General features: G+C 62.5%; 22 protein-coding genes. 13 read left to right on the top strand and 9 right to left on the bottom strand.

From position 1 onward, the window contains the following. Positions 1-72: 72 nt before the first annotated feature. Positions 73-1,218 carry a HoxN/HupN/NixA family nickel/cobalt transporter gene (locus R4P65_RS26365; protein ID WP_317828706.1) on the top strand — a complete coding sequence of 382 codons (1,146 nt, stop codon included), beginning with the start codon at positions 73-75 and terminating at the stop codon, positions 1,216-1,218. 23 nt (positions 1,219-1,241) lie between these two features. On the opposite strand, the gene R4P65_RS26360 is transcribed toward R4P65_RS26365, so the two are convergent. Beyond that, on the bottom strand, positions 1,242-1,610 hold the full coding sequence (locus R4P65_RS26360; protein WP_095968796.1) for a hypothetical protein: 369 nt from the start codon (positions 1,608-1,610) through the stop codon (positions 1,242-1,244). A 212-nt stretch (positions 1,611-1,822) separates the two neighbouring features. Between R4P65_RS26360 and R4P65_RS26355 the strand changes: the two genes are divergently transcribed. Beyond that, the gene (locus R4P65_RS26355; RefSeq protein WP_317828705.1) at positions 1,823-2,197 is read left to right on the top strand and encodes a hypothetical protein; all 375 of its coding nucleotides are present in this window, start codon (positions 1,823-1,825) and stop codon (positions 2,195-2,197) included. A 262-nt stretch (positions 2,198-2,459) separates the two neighbouring features. Here R4P65_RS26355 and gap read toward each other — a convergent pair whose 3' ends face one another. Beyond that, the gene (gene gap, locus R4P65_RS26350; protein ID WP_095968795.1) at positions 2,460-3,455 is read right to left on the bottom strand and encodes a type I glyceraldehyde-3-phosphate dehydrogenase; all 996 of its coding nucleotides are present in this window, start codon (positions 3,453-3,455) and stop codon (positions 2,460-2,462) included. 22 nt (positions 3,456-3,477) lie between these two features. Further along, positions 3,478-4,056 carry a TetR/AcrR family transcriptional regulator gene (locus R4P65_RS26345; protein WP_095968794.1) on the bottom strand — a complete coding sequence of 193 codons (579 nt, stop codon included), beginning with the start codon at positions 4,054-4,056 and terminating at the stop codon, positions 3,478-3,480. 130 nt (positions 4,057-4,186) lie between these two features. Here R4P65_RS26345 and R4P65_RS26340 point away from each other — a divergent pair, with 130 nt between their 5' ends. After that, on the top strand, positions 4,187-4,771 hold the full coding sequence (locus R4P65_RS26340; RefSeq protein WP_095968793.1) for a hypothetical protein: 585 nt from the start codon (positions 4,187-4,189) through the stop codon (positions 4,769-4,771). Positions 4,772-4,863: 92 nt separating this feature from the next. Here the strand turns inward: R4P65_RS26340 and R4P65_RS26335 are convergent, their stop codons facing one another. Both R4P65_RS26335 and R4P65_RS26330 read right to left on the bottom strand, forming a co-directional pair. Then, a complete protein-coding gene (locus tag R4P65_RS26335) occupies positions 4,864-5,145 on the bottom strand; it encodes a hypothetical protein (RefSeq protein WP_317828704.1) in 282 nt (93 codons plus the stop codon). Between the two features lie 140 nt (positions 5,146-5,285). Further along, positions 5,286-5,702: a hypothetical protein gene (locus R4P65_RS26330; protein ID WP_317828703.1), complete on the bottom strand. Its 417-nt coding sequence runs from the start codon at positions 5,700-5,702 to the stop codon at positions 5,286-5,288. A gap of 147 nt (positions 5,703-5,849) precedes the next feature. On the opposite strand from R4P65_RS26330, the gene R4P65_RS26325 reads away from it, so the two are divergent. Next, complete coding sequence (locus R4P65_RS26325; RefSeq protein ID WP_317828702.1) at positions 5,850-6,482, top strand: alpha-ketoglutarate-dependent dioxygenase AlkB; 633 nt, start codon at positions 5,850-5,852, stop codon at positions 6,480-6,482. On the opposite strand, the gene R4P65_RS26320 is transcribed toward R4P65_RS26325, so the two are convergent. Then, positions 6,475-8,013 (bottom strand): AMP-binding protein, encoded by a 1,539-nt coding sequence (locus tag R4P65_RS26320; RefSeq protein WP_317828701.1) that lies wholly within the window; start codon positions 8,011-8,013, stop codon positions 6,475-6,477. The two genes, R4P65_RS26325 and R4P65_RS26320, sit on opposite strands and share 8 nt — an antisense overlap. Beyond that, the gene (locus R4P65_RS26315; protein ID WP_317828700.1) at positions 8,010-8,837 is read right to left on the bottom strand and encodes a crotonase/enoyl-CoA hydratase family protein; all 828 of its coding nucleotides are present in this window, start codon (positions 8,835-8,837) and stop codon (positions 8,010-8,012) included. The genes R4P65_RS26320 and R4P65_RS26315 overlap by 4 nt, the downstream gene beginning before the upstream one ends. Positions 8,838-8,942: 105 nt before the next feature. Between R4P65_RS26315 and R4P65_RS26310 the strand changes: the two genes are divergently transcribed. Then, positions 8,943-9,716, top strand: a complete 774-nt coding sequence (locus R4P65_RS26310) for a hypothetical protein (RefSeq protein WP_317828699.1) — start codon at positions 8,943-8,945, stop codon at positions 9,714-9,716. Positions 9,717-9,738: 22 nt separating this feature from the next. Here the strand turns inward: R4P65_RS26310 and R4P65_RS26305 are convergent, their stop codons facing one another. Then, positions 9,739-10,431, bottom strand: a complete 693-nt coding sequence (locus tag R4P65_RS26305) for an SDR family NAD(P)-dependent oxidoreductase (protein ID WP_317828698.1) — start codon at positions 10,429-10,431, stop codon at positions 9,739-9,741. A 134-nt stretch (positions 10,432-10,565) separates the two neighbouring features. Between R4P65_RS26305 and R4P65_RS26300 the strand changes: the two genes are divergently transcribed. The 8 genes from R4P65_RS26300 to R4P65_RS26265 all read left to right on the top strand — a co-directional run bounded on the left by R4P65_RS26300 (position 10,566) and on the right by R4P65_RS26265 (position 20,380). Next, on the top strand, positions 10,566-11,483 hold the full coding sequence (locus R4P65_RS26300) for a LysR family transcriptional regulator (protein WP_317828791.1): 918 nt from the start codon (positions 10,566-10,568) through the stop codon (positions 11,481-11,483). A gap of 139 nt (positions 11,484-11,622) precedes the next feature. Continuing rightward, positions 11,623-12,999, top strand: coding sequence for an MFS transporter (locus R4P65_RS26295; RefSeq protein WP_317828697.1), 1,377 nt, complete (start codon positions 11,623-11,625; stop codon positions 12,997-12,999). Between the two features lie 63 nt (positions 13,000-13,062). After that, positions 13,063-13,944: a shikimate dehydrogenase gene (locus R4P65_RS26290; protein ID WP_317828696.1), complete on the top strand. Its 882-nt coding sequence runs from the start codon at positions 13,063-13,065 to the stop codon at positions 13,942-13,944. Positions 13,945-13,988: 44 nt separating this feature from the next. Next, positions 13,989-15,941: an FAD-dependent oxidoreductase gene (locus tag R4P65_RS26285; protein ID WP_317828695.1), complete on the top strand. Its 1,953-nt coding sequence runs from the start codon at positions 13,989-13,991 to the stop codon at positions 15,939-15,941. Next, on the top strand, positions 15,938-16,762 hold the full coding sequence (locus tag R4P65_RS26280; protein ID WP_317828694.1) for an aldo/keto reductase: 825 nt from the start codon (positions 15,938-15,940) through the stop codon (positions 16,760-16,762). The genes R4P65_RS26285 and R4P65_RS26280 overlap by 4 nt, the downstream gene beginning before the upstream one ends. Next, a complete protein-coding gene (locus tag R4P65_RS26275; RefSeq protein WP_230814574.1) occupies positions 16,762-17,856 on the top strand; it encodes a Gfo/Idh/MocA family protein in 1,095 nt (364 codons plus the stop codon). Before R4P65_RS26280 ends, R4P65_RS26275 begins: the two co-directional genes overlap by 1 nt. Beyond that, the gene (locus R4P65_RS26270; RefSeq protein ID WP_317828693.1) at positions 17,853-19,580 is read left to right on the top strand and encodes an FAD-dependent oxidoreductase; all 1,728 of its coding nucleotides are present in this window, start codon (positions 17,853-17,855) and stop codon (positions 19,578-19,580) included. Before R4P65_RS26275 ends, R4P65_RS26270 begins: the two co-directional genes overlap by 4 nt. After that, positions 19,577-20,380: a sugar phosphate isomerase/epimerase family protein gene (locus R4P65_RS26265; RefSeq protein WP_317828692.1), complete on the top strand. Its 804-nt coding sequence runs from the start codon at positions 19,577-19,579 to the stop codon at positions 20,378-20,380. The genes R4P65_RS26270 and R4P65_RS26265 overlap by 4 nt, the downstream gene beginning before the upstream one ends. 54 nt (positions 20,381-20,434) lie before the next feature. Here R4P65_RS26265 and R4P65_RS26260 read toward each other — a convergent pair whose 3' ends face one another. Then, complete coding sequence (locus R4P65_RS26260) at positions 20,435-21,523, bottom strand: 3-deoxy-7-phosphoheptulonate synthase (protein WP_317828691.1); 1,089 nt, start codon at positions 21,521-21,523, stop codon at positions 20,435-20,437. Positions 21,524-21,551: the final 28 nt, after the last annotated feature.

Genomic DNA, 21,551 nt, shown 5'->3' with positions numbered 1-21,551 from the left:
CTGAACAGTTGAACACTTATACGATTTCAGTAGCGTGGCCGCCGGCCGCGACTGAAGGATCGGTGAGGTTCGATGTCCACGACAATGACCACGACGGGCACTCGAATCGCCAGCGCTTGGCACAGTCTGGATCGAGGCCAGCGTCGATCCATCATCGGGATGACCGTCACCGTCGTAGCGCTCAACGTCGTCGGGTGGGCAGTTCTTCTCGGTCTGGTTGTCCCCGGCCACTACACGATCGAAGGCAGTGTCTTCGGCATCGGACTCGGTGTCACGGCGTACACGCTCGGCATGCGTCATGCATTCGACGCCGAGCACATCGCCGCTATCGACAACACCACTCGGAAGTTGGTGGCGGACGGCAAGAAACCGATGTCCGTCGGGTTCTGGTTTTCGCTCGGACATTCGACCATCGTCTTCGTTCTCGTCGCCCTCTTGGCTTTGGGTGTGCGGCAACTGGCCACCAGCCTTTCCGACGACAACTCCGATCTGGAGAAGTGGACCGGCTTGTTCGGCACCACCATTTCCGGCACGTTCCTGATTTTGATCGGAATCTTGAACCTTTTCTCTCTCATCGGGATTCATCGGGTGTACACGAAGTACAAGGCCGGAACCTTCGACGAGGAACAACTCGAGAAGGAACTCGACAGCCGCGGCGCCCTGAACAAGATTCTGGGCCCGGTGATGAAGATGGTTCGCAAGCCCTGGCACATGTACCCGGTCGGTCTCCTGTTCGGACTGGGATTCGACACCGTCACCGAAGTCGGACTGTTGGTGATCGCCGGCGGCGCGGCGGCGACAGGGCTCCCGTGGTATTCGATCCTCGTTCTGCCGATCCTCTTCTGCGCCGGGATGTCGCTTTTCGACTCGATCGACGGATCGTTCATGAACTTCGCCTACGGTTGGGCATTTGCTCAGCCGGTCCGAAAGATCTACTACAACATGGTGATCACCGGACTCTCGGTGGCAGTCGCCCTGCTGATCGGGACCCAGGAAATCATCTCGATCTTCACCGACAAACTCGACATCCACGACGGGATTCTCGGCGCTGTCGGAAACCTAGATCTCGGTGCGATGGGCTTCATCATCGTCGGACTCTTTGTCGCCACCTGGCTGATTGCTCTACTCGTGTGGCGGTACGGCCGCATCGAAGAACGGTGGCAAGCGCAGTCCGGTGTAGCAGTAGCACGACGAGCGACAGCGGACGAAGCGATGTGAGTCCGACTCGGTCTACGCGGGAATCATGGGCCGCCCGAAAGCGAATAGCTGATGTACGTCTCGCCCCATTTCAGGTACGCACTCGACGTCGCCTGGCCGCGGATCTGGTCGTTCTGCCACTGGTAGACAGCGCGCCACGGAAATACGGAACTCACTCGTTCCAAGGTGTACCGCTCACTGTGGCCTTGCGCGTATCGCTCTTCGATATCTTGACGAGTGTGCGGCGGGAAATTGCTGATCAGATAGGTCCGTCCGAGAGACTCTATGCGTCCCGGCGGCGCAAAGACATCAGCGCTGCGATAAGTGAAGGCCAAATACAGATAGGCCGCCACCACAATCGTTGCCAGCGCTAACACGCCAATCTTGAATGCACGTCGGAGCGGGGTCGGCATGGCTCACAGTACAACGGGCGGAATTGCCCCCTGGTCGATCAACCGAAATGGGCAGAGGTCGCAGACTCGACTGTCCACGTGATTCGCAATCCAATTCACTTGTCGGGCATGTTCAGCGGCTTTCACTTACTTATCGGAAGGCGCATCCTGCGGAGTTGGTGAGATGCAATAGTGGAGCTCGTAGAGGCAACAGCCCCGGCGAGGAGCAAACAGTGCAGGTACGTCACGCGGTAGCGGGTTTGGCGATCACGGGACTTGTTCTCGCAGTGGCAGGCCGCGGTAGCAGCGACGACAAAGCTGCCGAAGGACCAGGCGTCGCCGTGGCGGCGGAAACCACACCGGCTCCCGACCGGGTGACCGTGCACCGACCTGGCTTCATCGACACCAGCATTTCCCCGTTCGACGTTCCCGCATGGCCGGGTCCGCACCCCACCGAATTCCTGCGGCCCAACCCGCCGTCGGGCGAGAGCGGTGAAATCGTCGGCAACCAAGCTGCGGCAACGTACTCAGCCTCGCTCGACAACCCCGACGCACTGTGGAATGTCGGTGGCACGGTGGAGTGGCTGGTTGTCGATCCGCTCCGGTGAGTTTCTCCACCAGGACGTACGCATCAACTTCTCGTGAGCCTTTCCAGGGTCTGGCGAGACCTGTCAGGTTCGGTAGTTGTGAGCGGGCCCTGAAACCCATCTTGATCCCGCGCCCTTGGTCAAGTTGAGACCGTGGCGGCTTTGGTATTGCGGGCGCCACGCCTGGGCACCGCGCCCGTGCGAGGGGCGAGGGTTCCCACCGGACATCAGTTCCCCTCGCTCAGCCTCCACGAGCAAAGCCTTCCGCCGCTGCGTCCGGTCTCTATGAGCCCACACGCTGCGAGAGGTCGACGAGTCGATTCGAGAATCCCCACTCGTTGTCGTACCAGGCGAAGACCTTGACTTGTTCGCCGACCACCTGAGTAAGGGGCGCATCGAAGATTGCCGAGTGCGGATTGCCGACGATGTCGGCAGAGACAAGCGGTGCCTCCGAATAGGCAAGGTAAGACGAGAGTTCGGGAGTCTGCGCTGCGGCGCGGAATGCTTCGTTGATCTCCACTACCGTCGCCGGCCGAGAGAGATGGGCAGTGAGGTCGGTGATAGATCCGACCGGCACGGGGACGCGCAGCGAGAGTCCGGTCAATTTCCCGTCAAGCTCTGGGATGATCCGCCCGATGGTGGCTGCGGCGCCGGAGGAAGTCGGGATCGTGGACAATGCCGCGGCGCGGGCGCGCCGGAGATCGCTGTGAGGAGCATCGTGGAGGCGTTGGTCGCTGGTGTAGGCGTGGATCGTCGTCATAAGTCCGGACTCGATGCCGAACGCCTCGTGCAGCACCTTCACCATCGGTGCGAGGCAGTTGGTCGTGCAGGATCCGTTCGAGAACACGTCCTCCGTCATGTCGAGGGCGTCGTCGTTTACCCCGAGTACAACTGCAGGTACATCACTGTCGGCGGGAGCCGAAATGATCACCTTTCGCGCTCCCGCGGTGAGGTGTTGGCGGGCTTTGACCGAGTCCGTGAATCGGCCGGTCGACTCTATGACGACATCGACGCGTTCGGCTCTCCAGGGAATGAGGGACGGCTCGCGCTCAGAGGTGACGCGAATGCGCTTCCCTGCAACGAGAATCGTGTCCCCATCGACCTGAACGCCGTCCAGATGACCGGACACCGAGTCCCACTCCAGGAGCGAAGCGAGGGTTGCGGCGTCGGCGATGTCGTTGATCGCGACGATCTCGACATCCGCATCACTGCTTAGCGCGGCCCGCAGGTAGCTGCGACCGATGCGGCCGAAGCCGTTGATTCCGATCCGAACTGACATTGGTTTCTCTTTCTCGAGTAGGTCAGTGATCGATGCGGACAGCGGACCGGGCGGCGTCGAGCAGGGAAACGGCCCCCCGAACCGCCGCGTCCATCGGCCCCTGTTCACCCTTCGCGCGGGCAAGTACATAGCCGCCCTGCAGGACGGCCGCCAGCGTTCGTGCAAGATCGGCCGGGACGACGCTCGCAGGGAGCTCTCCTGCGGCAATCGCGGCGGTGATCGCCCGCTCCCAGCGGTCCAGCGTCGTGTCGAAGGCATTCGCAACGACTGCGATGAGTTCCACATCTGCGACAACCTGCGGGTCCTGGGTCATCCGACCCACCCGACATCCCCGCGTACCCGGCCGTGGCAACAAGAGATAGCGCTTGATCTGCTCGAGCGGAGAACCATCTCCGTCCAAAAGCAATGACTCGCCCGTCATTTCTCCGGTAACGGCAGACAGAGCTTCGACCGCGAGCTCGTGCTTCCCACTGAAATGGTGATACATGCTGCCCTGACCGACCCCGGCACGTGCCATCACGTCTCGTGGACTCGTCGCTGCATAGCCGCGCTCCCACAACAGCTCTGCCATCGCACCCGTCAGCTGGTCCTTTGAGTTCACGAAACGACTGTAACAACTAGTATGTACAACATCAACGGTGGGTTCGACAGACAGATCAGCCGGGCAATTCTGCGGTGATCGACCAGAGCATCGTTGCCGTTCTGGACACAGCATCTGCGAGACTCCTGAAATGAAGCACGTCGGGCACGAAGCAGCGGCACTGCTCAACGGAGCGGGGATAGAACTCGGCGAGGGCCTGACCGACGCTGAGTTCGATTCCGTCCACGAACGCTTTGGATTTCACTTCAACCCAGACCACCGCAGCCTTCTTGCCACTGCGTTACCACTTGGCGACCGTTGGCCGAACTGGCGTAGCGCCGACGACCTCGAGTTGGGTGCTTGGCTGGATAGAGTCACCGAAGGTTTCATTTGGGATGCACTGCATCAACAACCACCGTTCTGGCCGGCATCGTGGGGCAGAATGCCCGCCTCACCCGAGGACGTCGCCACAATCGTGCGTCAACAGATCGGAGCGTGGCCGCGCCTTGTCCCGGTCTTCGGACACCGCTTCACGCCCGCCGCACCCTCCCCCTCGGGATCGCCGGTGATCTCCGCGTGGCAGACCGACATGGTCTACTACGGGGCAAACCTCCTCGAATACCTCGCCAATGAGTTCCCCCTCGGACAGGGCCGAAAGACACTCTCTCCCATTAGCGTCCGCGTACCATTCTGGTCCCGATTCATCGAGGCGGCCAACCGCGCGGAATCGATCTGACCGGCCAAAGGTCCTGTTCTACCGGCCAGGAGTTTCACGGACGAATTTGCCGGGTATTGATCACTTGCGGCGGCGATTTCCAAAGCGAGGGGTCAGCCGCGCAAGGTCTGCCCCCGGCTGTCACTCGCCGGGTGGCGGGCCGCCAAAAACAAGCGAGCCGCCGAAAACGATTTGCGCCAGGCGATGATTTCGATGCAAACGACACGAATCGACACCATCCTGATTCTGATCGTCGGGACGGCAATCGGACTGAGCGTCTGGCTGGCCACACAGGAACCATTCGCGTCGATCGGACTCGGAATAGTAACGGTCGTGATCTGCTGGATTTCTTGCTCGATGATCCACGGCTTCCCACACCGATCGACGAAGGACATGCGTCCGCGCGAGAACCAGGATCGCGAGTCACCGAAACGGCGTTGACGCCGCACAGTGACGAGGCCAACCGTGGAGGCCCGGACACAGCGGAGTGAGTGGTTCGCCTGTCGCAGGTGAACCACTCACTCTGGTCAGAGGATCACACCTCGTCAGGTCGCCAGGTCGCGACAGCCCAGATCACAGCGACGTCGAGGGCGATGATCACGATCGACCACAGCGGGTAGTACGGCATCCACAGGAAATTCGCCACGATCGAAAGTGCCGCGATGACGAATGCCATCCCGCGGGCCCACGCGATGCCGACGAACAATCCCAACGACACCGCGACGCCGATGATTCCGAGCACGATGTGGATCCAACCCCATGTCGTGACATCGAATTCGAAGGTGTAGTTGACTCCGACGATCAGCAGGTCGTTGTCTGCGAGAGCCGCGATGCCCTGCAGCAACGCGACGATTCCCGCGACGAAGAGCAGGCAGGCTGCCGCCACCGTGGTCCCGATGGCAAAGCCTTGTCGGACAGGGTGGTTCGCATGAGATTGGTGCGGAGCAGTCATGACATCCCCTTCATCGGCGAAACAGCGTGAGAACAGTATTCAAAGGTTCACGCCGCCGGACATCACCCAGCAAGGATGAACAGCCGTCCAGCACTGCAATCAAAATTCATGGGAACATATGTTCGATTTCAGTGTACGGTGGAGCCTATGACCGCCACGATGCAACCGTCTCTGTTCGACAACGGTGACCTCGGCGTTTCTTTGGCCGATCTCGACGGAACAGTGCAGCGACGTATTCTCACCGCCGGCGCATGGGTCGACCATCGCCCGGCCTGGCTGACCGGATCGGAGGCCGTGTTCGACAATCTGGAAGCTACGGTCCCGTGGCGATCCGAACGGCGTCAGATGTACGACCGCGTTGTCGACGTCCCTCGTCTCGTGTGTTTCTACGCGGAGAATCAACGACTGCCGGACGCACTTCTCACCGAAGCGAAGGACGTGCTGAGCAGGCACTACTTCAACGAACTCGGCGAACCATTCACCACATCGGGTCTGTGTTTCTATCGCGACGGTTCCGACAGCGTTGCCTGGCACGGGGACGACACCGGACGAAGCCGCACCGAGGACACGATGGTTGCCATCCTGTCTCTCGGCGCCGCTCGCCCACTACTACTGCGTCCCCGTGGGGGCGGCGAATCCATCCGGTTCAATCTCGGGCACGGCGATCTCCTCGTGATGGGCGGATCCTGCCAACGCACGTGGGAACACTGCGTCCCCAAGAGTGCGCGGGCCCTCGGGCCGAGAATCAGCGTTCAATTCCGCACTCGCGGAGTCAGATAGCGTCGCGGCGTTCGTCTCGCAGCGCCTTCCGATTGAGCTTGCCGACGGCCGTCTTCGGTATGGATTCTGCGAAAACAACCCGACGCGGCTTCTTGTACGACGCCAGTCGCTCGCCGACGTGCGCGACCAATGATGCTTGCAGTGAGTCGTTTTCGACGGTCCCGTCCGCGAGGACAACCACGGCCGTGACCGCCTCCACCCACTTGGCATCTGCGGTGCCCACCACGGCGACCTCACGGACAGACGGATGTGTCAGGAGTGCATCCTCGACTTCACGGGGGTAGACGTTGTATCCGCCGCTGATGATCATGTCCGAAGCGCGGTCCTTCAAGAACAGGAATCCCTCGGCATCGAACTGGCCGATGTCGCGTGTGTGGACCCAGCCGTCTTCGGTGAAGGTGTCCGCATTCAGTTCCGGCGCATTGAAGTATCCGGCGATCGCCGATGGCGAGCGGATCACGATTTCGCCTGGCTCTCCCTGCGGCACTTCGTTTCCTTCGCCGTCGAGCAGCCTGATCTCGACGTCGATGGCGGGCTGACCACAGGACAGTAGTCGATCCTCCGTATGGTCTTCGGGCCGAAGGACTGCGATACACAGCGGCGCCTCGGTCTGCCCGTAGTACTGCAGGAAGCGGTGTTGCCCCCACGCCTGCATTGCCCGTTCGATGGTGGCCAGTGGCATCGGCGACGCACCGTAGATCACGGATTTCAGACTCGAGACGTCTGCGCTGGCGAAATCAGGGCGTTCGAGGAGCATCTGAATCATCGTCGGCACCAGATTGATCGCGGTGGCACGATGCTCGGTTATCGAGTTCAAGAACGTCGACGGGTCGAAACCGGGAAGGATGACGGTTTTTCCGCCGCGGAGCCAGAACGGAAGCACGAACACACCGCTGGCATGGATCAGCGATGCCGCATGCAGCATGGTGTCGTCCTGAGTCGCCGGAAGAAGATTGAGCAGCACATTGCGGCAGATGGCGGCGTAACTGCGCTGAGTGTGCTGCGCGGCCTTCAATGTTCCCGTAGTGCCGGACGTGAACAGCGTCAGGATCACATCGTCGGGAGCCACCTCGATGTCCGGCATGTCCGAAGGCATGCTCTGCGCTCGATCCAACAGCGAAAGCTGTCCCTCCGAGCTCGTTTCCAGCCCGACGAACGTCCGATCCGGGAACCTGGCGGACAGTTCAGCAGCTCGGTCCGCAAGGTCAGTACCGAAAACGACGTGCGAGGTGTCGGTGTCCTCGAGCATTCTCGCGTGCTCGTCCAGCGACAGTCGCGAGTTGAGCGGAACCCTGTTGATGCCGGCTTTGACACACGCAAAATCGACAGGCACGCTGGCAAGAGAGTTGTTGACCAGCAACGCAACCCGTGCACCCCGCCCGATACCGAGGGCGATGAATGTATGCGCCAATCGGCTGCTGAGTTCGTCCACTTCCGTGAACGTCATCGATCGATCGCCGAAGACGACGGCTGTTCGCGGTCCGTGCTGTCGCGCGCCACGGGCGATCAGGTCTTTGGTTATGGGCATCATGGTTCAGTTTCCTCGTTCGAATTCGGGTTGTTCTCGAATCGGCCGTGCCGGCCGGCGCCCGCGGCGAACGCAGCAGCGCCGCGCACACCTTCAGCGATGACAATGGGATTTCCTGCGACGCCCTCGGCTCGCAAGGCTTCCGCAAGTGGTCGATCAAAAGATCGGTAGGCCGACGCGCGATCCGCGAGCATGCAGAGTTGAGGAAAAGCGGTCAACTGGTGCGCAAGGTCCTTGGCCGCCTGGAGTGATTGACCCACTGGAACAACACGATTGGCCAGTCCGAAGGTCAGCGCCTCCGGAGCGTCAACCGGACGACCGGTCAAGATCATGTCGAGCGCTCGCCCCTGCCCGACAATTCGCGGCAGTCGCACGGTCCCGCCGTCGATGAGTGGAACTCCCCAGCGTCGGCAGAAGACTCCGAACACGGAATCTTCCTCGCAGATCCTCAGGTCCGCGAGCAACGACAGCTCGAGCCCTCCTGCAACCGCGTATCCACTGACGGCGGCGATCAACGGTTTGGACAACACCAACCGACTCGGCCCCATCGGACCGGTGCCGCCGCCTTCCGGATGCAACTCGTGCACGCGGGCGGGATCGGAGACTGCGGTCAAATCCGCACCGGCACAAAATGTGCCGCCCGCACCCCACAGAATCGCCACCTTCTGGCTCTCGTCCGACTCGAACTCCAGGAAGGCATCACGCAACTGCGCCGCCATCGGTCCGTCAACCGCATTCTTGCGATCGGGGCGATTCATCACGACAACGGTGACGCCACCGTCACGCTCCACATAGACATCGCCACCTGGTCGATCGGAGTCGGTCACGATATTTCCTCACTGCTCGCGGATAAGGTTTCCCGGTACCCACCATGCCACTTGTAACATGATTTGTCAGGAGTTGTTCCAAAGGTGTTACAAACTGATCGGGGAATGTCCGCAACCCGTGTTGTGCTGGACCTCGCAACGGCGAGCCCGGACGCCGAGTTCAGCACCGCCGTGCTGACCCGGGCCGGCGAGATTGTCGGCGTCAGCGCATCGAGCATTCGCGTGGCAGCGGGCCGTCTGTGCCGCGAGGACAAACTGCGTCGCACCGCCCGGGGAACGTACGTCCTCAACCCGGACGGCATCCCCACCTACAGCGAGGTCGAGGGGTGGCGAACTCGTACCGATCGCATACGTCCATGGGACGGCACCTGGATCGCCGTCGAGCACTCAGGGCTCAAACGAAGCGATCGCACCGCCGCCCGCCGGCACGATCAAGCGTTGCGCCTGGCGGGCTACGAGGACTGGAAGCCCACACTGGCAGTCCGTCCGAACAATCTCGCCGGCGGAATCGACATCGCTCGCCGCACTCTCCGTCGACTCGGCGCCGCTCCCGAATCGTCGCTCATGAAAGTTGATCACCTTGCCCCCGAAGATGATTCGACAATCCGCACACTCTGGAACTCGGAGGCCCTGTTGGCCGACATTGCCGAGGCTCGCCAAGCACTCACACAGGCGCAAACCCGCCTGGCGGCAATCGGCCGCGAGGAAGCCGCCCGCGAATCACTTGCCCTGGGCAGTGCGATCATCGCGGTCATCGTCCGCAATCCACTACTTCCGGAAGAGCTGGAACCAACGCAGCCACTGCGAGACCTGATCTCGCACATGCTCGAGTACCAGGATGCGTCTCGTGAACTGTGGCAGTCGCTGCTCCAATTCTGATCGGCTTCCTCCAGAAGGGATTTCAGTACGTTGCGCGGCCACCGCTGGCGTCGTACACGGCACCGGTCGAGTAACTCACCGCAGACGACGACAGCCAGGAGATCAGTTCGGCGATCTCGTCCGCCTTCCCCATCCGCGCCATCGGCGTCAATGATTGCGAACGGGCGAGAATGGCCGGATCGGTGCCGGCATTCATGGGGCTTTCCACGGCCGCCGGCGCTATCGCGTTGACCAGCACGCCGGTGGTGGCGACCTCTTTGCCGAGTGATTTAGTCAGCGCGACAACGGCCGCCTTGGACGCCGAATACGCACTCTGATTCGGGTTTCCGTCCTTGGCAGCAATACTCGCGAGATTGACGACCCGCCCCCACCCCGACGCGACCATCCCCGGCACGAATGCCCGGCACATGAGGAATGTTCCCTCGACGTTGATGCGGAACGTACGCTGCCAGGCCGCAAGATCGACGTCGACCAGCGGCGCTGACGGCCCGACAATTCCCGCACTGTTGATCAAGATGTCGACACTGCCGACTCGGGCACGAAGCGCGTCGACGGCGACCGGGTCACTCACGTCGAGTTGTTCGTGCGCTCCCTCGGTAAGATCTGCCGTTATCACCCGAACCCCCCTCTCCGTCAGCAACTTTGCGCTGGCGGCGCCGATTCCGCTCGCACCGCCGGTAATGAGCGCGGTGACACCTTCCGGGTAACTCTGCATCCTCTTCACTCCTGAGTTTCTGTGCGCTACGCACTCAATTTATGTTGCAAATAGGCATAATTGCCGTCACACTGTGTAGAAATTCTGAATATATGGCGTTCGTCCTCGACGTCAAATACCTGGAGGCGTTGTCGATGGAAACCCGCTGGTTGCACGCGTTCGTCGCGGTTGCGGAAGAACTTCACTTCGGACGGGCCGCGTCACGGCTCCAGATGGCGCAGTCGCCGCTCAGCCAAATGATCCGAAAGCTCGAAAAAGACATCGGCGTCAAGTTGTTCGAACGAAGCACCCGTAGCGTCGCGCTCACGTCCGGCGGACACGCCTTTCTCCCCCACGCCTATCGCGTCATCGAGAACATGGAAACCGCACGGCACGCTACGCGTGCATCCTCGGGAGGCGTCTACGGACGAGTCACGATCGGATTCACCGGAGTGCTCAACTATCAAGCACTTCCGCCGCTCACCCGCGCGTTGCGTCAGCGCTATCCCGAAGTCGAACTGACACTTCTCGGCCGGATCATGACGCGCGACGCGGTCATTCAACTCGAGAGCGGCGCCCTCGATCTCGCCTTCGTCGGGCTACCGGTGGAATCCACATCGCTCTCTACCCGACTTATTCGACGGGAGGCGTTCGGCGCCGTGCTTCCGATCGACCATCCCCTTGCCGAGAGGGACGCGATCGATCTCCGCGAATTGGCCGACGACGGATTCGTGACCACCCCGCTCTCAGCCGGCTCTGCCCTCCAGGAAACCGCGATGCGCGCCTGCATGAACGCAGACTTCAGACCTCGCGTGGTTCAGGAGATCACCGATCCGTACATGATCCTCATGCTCGTTGCCGCCGGCGTCGGTGTAGCCCTGATGACGTCCGGCATGGCTGCCATCACCCCACCTGGCAGTGTGTTCGTCCCGCTCACCGGCGAGCCGACGTTCATGAATCACGGAATTGCCTGGTCACCCCGACATATGACCGATGCGCTCGCCGTCGCACTGGAGACATCCGAGGAGATTCTGCCTACGCCGGATATTGAGACCAAAAACGTCATTATCTGAGACTCATTTAGTGTTGGACGCGCCATAGTCCTTCGTGGCACTGTCGTCTCAGCCGCCGAAAGGTGAGGGACGTCACCGATGCGTGGTGCATCACCAAACGTGCCGCCACGGCCGGCCCATCGGGACGAAAGGACTTCACATGGCACCACCGATCACCTCCACCGGTTCGACGCACTCCACCGAGGAGCACCCGAATTCGAATGCGCGCCGCGCCGCTGTTTCGGGCTTCCTCGGCAGCACCCTCGAGTACTATGACTTCTTCATCTACGGCTCCGCAGCCGCGCTCGTGTTCCCCAAGATCTTCTTTCCTGGCGGCGGCTCGACGGCAACGCTGCTCTCGATCAGCACCCTGGGCGTGGCCTACGTCGCGCGCCCACTCGGCGCAGTGCTGTGGGGACACCTCGGCGATCGGTACGGACGCAAGAACGCGCTTCTCGCCTGCCTGCTCCTCATGGGTGTTGCGACGGTCATCGTCGGTTGCCTGCCGACCTACGACCAGATCGGCATCGCCGCGCCGATCATTCTCGTCTTGCTTCGCCTACTTCAAGGGCTCTCTGCCGGCGGTGAATCACCCGGCTCTTCGGCACTGACGCTCGAACACGCACCGGATCACCGTCGTTCGTTCTTCACCTCGTTCACCATGAGCGGGATCATGTTCGGCATCGTCGTCTCCAGCCTGGTATTCATCCCAGTGGCGAGCCTGCCCGACGAAGACCTCTACTCGTGGGGTTGGCGAGTTCCCTTCTGGCTCAGCATCATCGTGACCGTCGTTGCGCTGTGGCTACGTCGAGCCCTTGATGAGCCTGAGGTATTCGAAGAACTCAAGGAACAGGACGAGACGGCCGGAATTCCCGTCGTCGAGATGTTCCGCTCGCACTGGCGCACCGTAATCCGTATCAGCATGAGCTCGACCTTCGCGATGATCAACACCATCGTCAACGTCTTCGCCCTGGCGTACGCCGTCGAATCCGGATTCGAACGCTCCACGATGCTGTGGGCCATCGCGACCGCCAATTTTGTTGCCGTACTGACTCAGCCGCTGTTCGGCATTCTCTCGGATCGCTACGGACGTAAGCCCATCTTCGTCGTCGGTGCCATCGGAGCCGGCCTGATGATCTTCGTGTTCTTCCATTCGATCGGAACCCAAAGCGTCCCCATGGTCTTCGCTTCGGGAATCGTCATGATCGGCATCTTCTACGCGATGCCCAACGGCACGTACCCGGCATACTTCCCGGAGCAGTTCCCCGCGAAGGTCCGATACACCGGAATGGCCGTCAGCCTCATGCTCGGACTCCTTGTCGCCGGCTTCACACCGGCTATCGCCCAGGCGATTTCGGCCGGAGACAAGAGCAACTGGACACCGGTTGCATGGATGTGCCTGGGCTTCGCCGTCATCTCAGCCATCGCGGCAATGACCGGACCGGAAACGTACCGCACGCCCACAGCGGAACTGGGCCAACCGAAGCCGAGCCTGCCGAGCACGCAGGCCTCAGAGCTCACCAGCAACAACGCTTGACCGGACCGGCCCCTCGCGCTGAATTGCCGCGAGGGGCCGTCCCCACTTATGCAGGAGAATGTCATGACTACCGAATACACACGTCACCGCATCGGCCTGGTCGGGTCGGGTATCGCCACCTCACTCTCGCCCGCGTTGCACGCACACGAAGCAGCAGCACTCGGACTCGACGATTACAGCTATGAACTGATCGATCTCGAGAACCTGAATATCTCGGTCGAGAAAACCGGTGAGGTGGTGCGTGGCGCCGTCGCGAGCGACTTCACCGGACTGAACATCACCCACCCGTGCAAGCAGGTTGTCGTGGACGCGCTCGACAAGCTGTCCGACAACGCGCGGTTGCTCGGTGCCGTCAACACGGTTGTGGTCGACAACGGGCGTTTGATCGGCCACAACACAGACCACAGCGGATTCCTCACAGCACTGCAGCGCGGTTTGCCCGACGCCGCCGTGGACCGAGTGGTGCTTGCAGGGGCAGGAGGGGCGGGTTCCGCTGTGGCATACGCACTCGCCGCCGCCGGTACCACGGATCTTCGCATCGCAGATATTGATCCCGATCGCGCTGCCGATGTGTGTTCTCGCGTCACCTCGGCCTTCCCTGGCACGCGCACAACGGCTTTGACGATCGATCAGATCGCCGACAATCTGGCTACGTGCGACGGAGTCGTCAATGCGTCACCAATCGGCATGGTCGGTCATCCCGGAACCCCCTTCGACCCCGCGGCACTGCACTCCGAGTTATGGGTCGCGGACATCGTTTATCGACCGATGCGCACCGAATTACTCGACGCTGCACTCGCTCTCGGATGCTCGGTTCTCGATGGTGGCCAGATGCTGGTGGCACAAGCCTCGGACACCTTCACTCTCCTGACCGGTATCGAAGCCGATACAGATCGCATGCGCAGCCATCTGCGCGAACTGCTCTCCGAGACGGCACGCGCATGAGCACAACCGAACACCTACTTTCTCGCGAAGTACCAGGAGCACTGATGAACGTGACTCAGCCGTTCGCCGAACCTCTCGACATGGGCAGCGTCCGACTCCGGAACCGGTTCGTGTCCGCCCCGATGGAACGCAACTACTGCGAAGTCGACGGCACCATGACGGACGAGTACATCGCGTACCTCGCCCGCCGCGCCGAAGGTGGTGCTGCACTGATCTTCACCGAAGCGAGCTACGTGCGTGCCGACGGCAAGGGACGCATCCGGCAGATGGGCGTCGACGTCGACGAACGGATTCCCGGCATCAAGAAGATGGTCGACGCGATCCACGCTCACGGCGCCCTCGTCGGAGTCGAACTCAACCACGGTGGACGCACGGCGCAGGGGTCGGTCAGTGGATTTGTTCCCGTTGCCCCGACACCGATTCCGTGTTTGGTTGTCGGCGGCGAGATGCCAGAACAACTCGACGGCGACGATATCGAGCACATCATCGAGTGTTTCGGTGAAGCCGCGGCGCGCTGCCAGCAGGCGGGCGTCGACGTCATCTCCCTGCACGGTGGCCACGGGTACTTGATCCACCAGTTCCTCTCCCCTGCTTACAATCACCGCGACGACGAGTGGGCCGACCCCACCTTGTTCGTCAACAAGGTCATCGCCTCCGTCCACGAACATGCTCCGGGAATCACTCTGGGACTACGATTCTCAGCCTTCGAAGGCATTGACGGCGGGCTCGACGCCGAGACAACCCGCGCGCGCATCGACGCCATCGAGACCGACCGACTCGATTTCCTCGACGTCTCGGCCGGCAACTACGAAGCGGGACAGTGGATCATCCAGCCCGGTGAATGGTCCCGCGGACTCCTCGCGCCGTACTCCGAGCAGTACCAGCGAGACTTCGACATCCCGGTGGGTGTGGCCGGACGCATCACGTCGCCGGAGATCGCCGCGCAGATCATCGAATCCGGGCAGGCCAACTTCGTCAGCATGGCGCGTACGTTGCACGCTGATCCGGATTTCCCGAATCGCGCTATCGACGGTGGCCGCTACCGCCCGTGTATCGCCTGCAATTACTGCATCGACAGCCTGGCCGCCGGCCCCATTCCCTGCTCCGTCAACCCGTGGGTCGGACGTGAACTGGACCAGCCTACAAAGCCGGCTGATGCCACCGTGCGGGTCGCCGTCATCGGTGCCGGTCCCTCCGGAATGGCCGCTGCCCGCGACCTCGCACTTGCCGGTCATCGCGTCGACCTGTACGACGAACGCCCCAGCCTCGGCGGCGACTTCGCTCTGGCATCGAAGCTGCACGAGTATCCCGAATACGGGCAAATCATGGACTGGTACGTCGCGGAACTGGCTGAACTCGGGGTCCACTGCCACACCTCGACCCGGGCAGATGCTGCTTTGCTCTCTGGTGGCGATTTCGACGCCATAGTTCTTGCCGCCGGCGGCGTCGGCCCTGTGGTCGATCTCCCCGGAGCAGCATCCCGTACCGTTCGCGACGTCCGCGAATTCCTCGTCTCCGGCGATCCTGCCCCCGAAGCAATCACCATTTTCGGCGCCGACCGCGAGGCTGCCGCCGTCGCCGACGAGCTGCTCCAGAAGGGTACGCAGGTCGTCATGATCGGCCCGCAGGAAACCATCGCGCACGACGTCGGACGCCGCGGAAAGATCGTGCTGCTGCCGCGCCTGGCCGCAAGTGAGAACCTCACGACCTACCTGAGCTCGATCGTCACCAAGGTCGACACCGACTCGGTCACGATCTCGACGGCCGGTGTGCTGAGCGAGGTTGATGCTCCCGGCGAACTCCTGATCTCGCAGGGCGTCGAGCCGCGTTCGGAACTTCTTGCCGAACTCCGTTCACTGGCACCACGACTCGGAGTCCATACGGTCGGCGATGCGAGCGGAGACGGCGGGTCCATTCACGCTGCACTCGTCACCGCAGCCGATGTCGCCGTCACGATCACGGCCGCCGCTGCGGCCCGTCAGGAGATTCACGCATGACTACACAGGCAGCCGCATCGGTGGCAACTGCATTGCCGCCCATCGGACTCGGAACCTGGCCCCTGGTAGGCGCGGACGCCACGAAGTCCGTCCTCTCCGGCATCGAGGCTGGATACCGCCTCATCGACACCGCCGCGATCTACAGCAATGAGGATGCTGTCGGTGTGGCGCTGGCAGAATCTGGTGTACAGCGAGACGAACTGTTCGTCACGACCAAACTTCGTGGAAACGACCAGGTTTCCGGTGACATCCGCGGAGCGCTCGAGCAGAGCCTGGAACGACTGGGACTGGACCGACTGGATCTGTTCCTGATTCACTGGCCGCTCCCACGAATCGATCGTTACGTCTCGTCATTCGAGGCGATGCTCGCCTGCCGCGACGCCGGGCTGGTTCGGTACGTTGGAGTGTCGAACTTCCTCGAGCACCACCTGCGCCGCGTCGTCGCTGAAACCGGCGAGGCACCGGCAGTCAACCAGATTCAGATGGACCCTTCGCTCGCTCGTATCCCGGTTCGCCGCGCAAACGACGAACTTGACATCTTCACTCAGTCGTGGAGTCCGCTCGGCCGGGGCGATGTGCTCGACAACGCCGTTGTGAGCGAGATCGCCGGTCGAATGGGTTGCACCCCTGCGCAGGTGGTCCTCGCGTGGCATGTCGCGCAGGGCGTGGTTCCGGTCGCGCGGTCCGCGAATCCGACGCGCCAGGCCGAGAACCTGGCAGCACTCGACGTGACCCTCACCGGCGAGGACATCGAAGCACTGAACAGTCTCGACCGCGGCGAGTCTGCGGCGCGGGACGTCGAAGCAGAGGAACATTTCTGATGACGTTGAAAGTCGGAATCGTCGGCTGCGGCAAGATCGCCGGCAACCATGCCCGAGCCCTGCAACAAGTCCCCGGCGTCGAGGTGATCGGCTGCTGCGATCCCGATCTCGGACGCGCCCAGGAGTTCGCGGCAGCGCACGGCATTCCCGCAGCCGTGAGTTCAGTGGAGCAACTTCTCGCTCTCGGACTCGACGCCTGCACCGTTTGCACGCCGCACCCGGTACATGAAGAGGTAGTCGTGGCCGCTGCCGACGCGGGTGTACATGTGTTGTGCGAGAAGCCCATCGCGGTCGATGTTGCTGCCGCCGACCGCATGATCGAGGCCGCCGACCGCGCCGGTATCACCTTCGGCGTCCTCTTCCAACGCCGCTTCTGGCCGGCCGCGCGTCGTATCCGGGACGCCATCGACGACGGCCGGATCGGACTGCCCACGCTCGGCGAGGCGTCGGTGATCCTGCACCGCCCGTCGAGTTACTACTCGGCCGACGCCTGGCGTGGACGGTGGGACACCGACGGCGGCGGCGTCCTCATGACGCAGGCCGTGCACCAGATCGACATGCTGGCCTGGTTCATGGGCGAAGCCGTCTCGGTCAGCGGCTTCATCCGCACCCACACCCACGGTGAGCACATCGAGACCGAGGACAGCGCGTCAGCTGTGATCTCCTTTGCCTCGGGCGGCACCGCCACCGTCACCGCGACTACCGGTGCAAATCACAATCTGGGCAACCGCGTCACGGTGATCGGGCGCACCGGCGCAATCGCCAGTGTCCTCGAGTTCCCCGAAGGGCACGAGGGTGTCAACGAAATGTGGACCGTGCCAGGCGAAGTGGAGTTCCAAGCGCCGTACTCGGCGGACATCGATGCGAATCTTGATGTGGGCGCGGTCAATGCGGCACTGACCGACTTCCACACCCTGCAGGTGCAAGACTTCGCCGACGCGGTCCTGAGCGGGCGCGAACCCGCTGTCACCGGACGCGACGCCCGCGCGTCGCTGGCCATCATCGCCGCAATCTACGAATCGTCACGAACTGGGAAGGTTGTCGAACTGACATCGACACCGACCCTCGCAACAACTGCCAAGGAGCAGAAATGAGTAGCAGTACCCCCCTCACCTACGACGTGGTTGTCGTGGGCTCCGGCGCAGGCGGGCTTTCCACAGCAATTGCCGCAGCACATGGCGGCGCGTCGGTACTCGTTGTCGAGAAGGCCGACACCTGCGGCGGCGCAACGGCCTGGTCAGGCGGGTGGATGTGGACCCCGCGCAACATGTTTGCCATAGCCGACGGAGTTGTCGAGGATCGTTCGGCGCCGCGGACATATTTGGAGAACCGACTCGGCGACAACTTCGACGCCGCCAAGGTGGATGCACTCCTCGACGGTGCACCGGAGATGGTCGAGTTCTTCGAACGCAAGACTGCGCTGAAGTTCGTTCCCGGAGCCAAGATCGCCGATATTCACGGCGACACACCGGGAGCCGGCACGGGTCATCGTTCCGTCGGACCGAAACCGGTGAGCTTGCGAAAGCTCGGTCCCGACGTCGCGGCGCTGCTCCGTCGACAGTTGTACGAGACGTCATTCCTCGGCATGGGCATCATGGCCGGCCCCGACCTTCAGGCATTCCTGCACTCGACCCGATCCCCGAAAGCCTTTGTGCACTGCGGTGTACGTGTCACCAAGCACATGTTCGACCTCGCCACCAAGCGTCGCGGTCAGCAACTCGTCAACGGCACCGCCCTGGTCGGCATGATGCTTCGCTCAGCGCTCGATCTCGGCGTCGAGTTTCGGGTGAAAACGTCGGCAACATCGCTGCAGACTGACGATGACGGTCGCGTTGTCGGTGTCCGCCTCGAAGGCCCGGACGGTGCGTTCTCGGTAACAGCCACGCGTGGCGTCGTACTCGCCACCGGCGGCTTTGCACAGGACATCGACCGACGACGCGAATTGTTCCCGCGCACCCCCACCGGACACGAGCACTGGTCGCTCACCCCGAAGACAACCACCGGCGACGGCATCACCCTCGGCGAATCCGTGGGTGGACGACTTGACCGCACGCTCGCCTCCCCCGTTGCCTACTGCCCCGTCTCCATCGTTCGTTACCGCAACGGCAAGGAAGGTGTGTTCCCCCACATCCTCGACCGCGGAAAGCCCGGGGTCATCGGAGTTCTCGCGAGCGGCAAGCGTTTTGTCAACGAGGCACTCGGCTACCACGACTACACCCTCGCGATGGTCGAGCAGGTTCCTGAGGGCGAAGAGGTGTGCTCGTGGCTGATCGCCGATCAACAGTACGTGCGCTACCTCCCGCTCGGTATGGCCAAGCCACTACCGATCCCGATCCAGCCGTACCTGCGCTCGGGATACCTCATCCGTGGTCGCACTGTTCGGGACTTGGCCGAGAAGATCGGCGTCGATGCGGCGCAGTTGGAAAAGACCGTCTCGACGTTCAACGCCGGAGCTCGCAGTGGCGACGACCCCGAGTTCGGTCGCGGCACAACACCGTTCAACCGGGGATCCGGTGATACCGCCAATCCCTGGCCGAACCCGTCACTCGCGCCCTTGCAGAAGGGTCCGTACTACGCGGTGAAAGTTGCACCGGGTAGCTTCGGTACCTTCGCCGGGCTTGTCACCGACTCGTCGTCGCATGTGCTCGACGACAACGACCGTCCCATCGAGGGATTGCTAGCCGTCGGCGTCGATCAGGCCAGCGTGATGGGCGGGCACTACCCGTCCGGCGGCATCAACCTCGGACCAGCCATGACGTTCGGTTACCTGGCCGGGCGGAACCTGGCCGGCGCCAAAACAGTTGGAGCGCTCGCATGACACTCTCACTCGGGCTGGCGGCCCTCACCGTGCTCGATACCGCACCGATGCAGCATGTCGATTTGGCCGAAAAGCACGGCTTCGATACCATCGGCATCCGTCTGATGCCCGCGGCACCAGGTACGACGGCTTACCCCTTGCACGAGGACAAGCACGTGTTGAACGAACTGGTGCGTCGACTGGAAGATTCACCGGTGGAGGTATTCGATCTCGAAATCATCCGCCTTGCAGCCGAATTCGAGCCCGCCGACTACGTTCCGCTTCTCGAAGCGGGCGCACAGCTCGGAGCCAAGGCCGTTCTGGTGGGCGGCGACGACCGCGACCGCGCTCGGCTCACGGACTCCTATGCCCGCCTCGCGGAACTGTGCGCGAACTACGGCATCGTCGCCTCGCTCGAATTCATGCCGTGGACTGCGGTGCCCGATGCGCGTGCGGCCATCGAGATCGTCTCGGCGGCAGACGGTCCGGCTCGTAGTGTCCTGGTCGACGCATTGCACACCGACCGCTCAGCGACCACACTGGAGGATCTTGCGTCCATCCCGCGCGAGTGGCTTCACTACGCCCAGATATGTGACGGTTCGATCCCCGCTCCCACCGATGACGCAGAGCTGATCCGTCACGCCCGCGAAGAGCGTCTGGTGCCCGGCACCGGCGGCATCGCCCTGGCCGACATCTGGTCGACCCTGCCTGCCGGACTGCCGGTCAGCATCGAATTGCCCAATGAACCGCTACGTCAGGCCGTCGGCACCGACGCCTGGCTGGAGCGCCTGGTCACGGCCACGCGAGAAGTACTGGCCTAGCGGCCCTGTGCGCCTTTTTGGTAGTTGGCGCTACTAAAAAGGCGCACGGGGGCGTCAGCCCCTCCGAGCCGCAACGGCCTGCGCCAGACGGTCCAACTGCGCTGCCGTGGTGGACCAGTCGATGCACGCGTCGGTGATCGACTGACCGTAGGTGAGCTCGTCCGCCTTACCCAAGGTCAGGTCCTGACGACCGGCCTCGATGAAACTCTCCAACATGACGCCGGCGATTCCCTGCTCGCCCTCGGTCAGACGTCGAGCAATGTCGTCCAGCACGATGACCTGACGCTCGTGGTCCTTGCTGCTGTTACCGTGGCTCGCGTCGATGACCACGCGCTCGGGCAGGTTCGACTTACGCAGGCGAGCAAGGGTATCCGCGACGGTCTCGGCATCGTAGTTCGGTCCGTCGCTGCCGCCACGAAGAATGACATGGCAGTCCGGGTTGCCCGCGGTCCGAATCAAGGCAGCCTGGCCGTCGAGATCCGTTCCGGGGAACACGTGGCTCGCCGCCGCGGCGCGGGTACCGTCGACGGCTACCTGCACATCACCTTCGGTGGAATTCTTGATGCCGACGGGCATGGACAGCGCGCTGCACAGCTGACGGTGAACCTGACTGGCGGCGGTCCGGGCGCCGATTGCACCGTAGCTGACCAGGTCGGCGATGTACTGCGGCATGATCGGATCAAGGAACTCGCAGCCGACAGGCAGGCCCAGACTCGACACGTCGAGAAGCAACTTGCGGCCGATACCGAGCCCGGTGTTGATGTCGAACGTGCCGTCGAGGTGGGGGTCGTTGAGCAGGCCCTTCCACCCGAGAGTGGTGCGCGGCTTTTCGAAGTAGACGCGCATGACGATGTGCAGGTCGTCCCGCAGTTCTTCGGCCTTGGCGGCCAACCGGCGGGCGTAGTCCATCGCCGCTTCCGGATCGTGCACGGAGCACGGACCGACAATGACGATCAAACGATCGTCGTCACCGTTGAGGATGTTGATCGTGTCGGCCCGACCGGTGCGCACGGTTGCGGCCGCGACCTCGTCCGGAGCGTGCTGAGCACGAACAGTCGCCGGTGACACGAGCGGACTGATACTCACAGTGCGCTGATCGTCGAGGCTGTCCGAAGCTGCGGTGGTGTCGATGGTGACAGTCATGGGGTTTTCGGTTTCCTGTTCTCAGGCC

The sequence above is a fragment of the Rhodococcus sp. IEGM 1318 genome (genome assembly GCF_033142465.1).
Taxonomy (GTDB): domain Bacteria; phylum Actinomycetota; class Actinomycetes; order Mycobacteriales; family Mycobacteriaceae; genus Rhodococcus_F; species Rhodococcus_F qingshengii_B.
The sequence above is the reverse complement of the archived record's forward strand: the minus strand, read 5'-3'. Positions and strand labels throughout refer to the sequence as shown.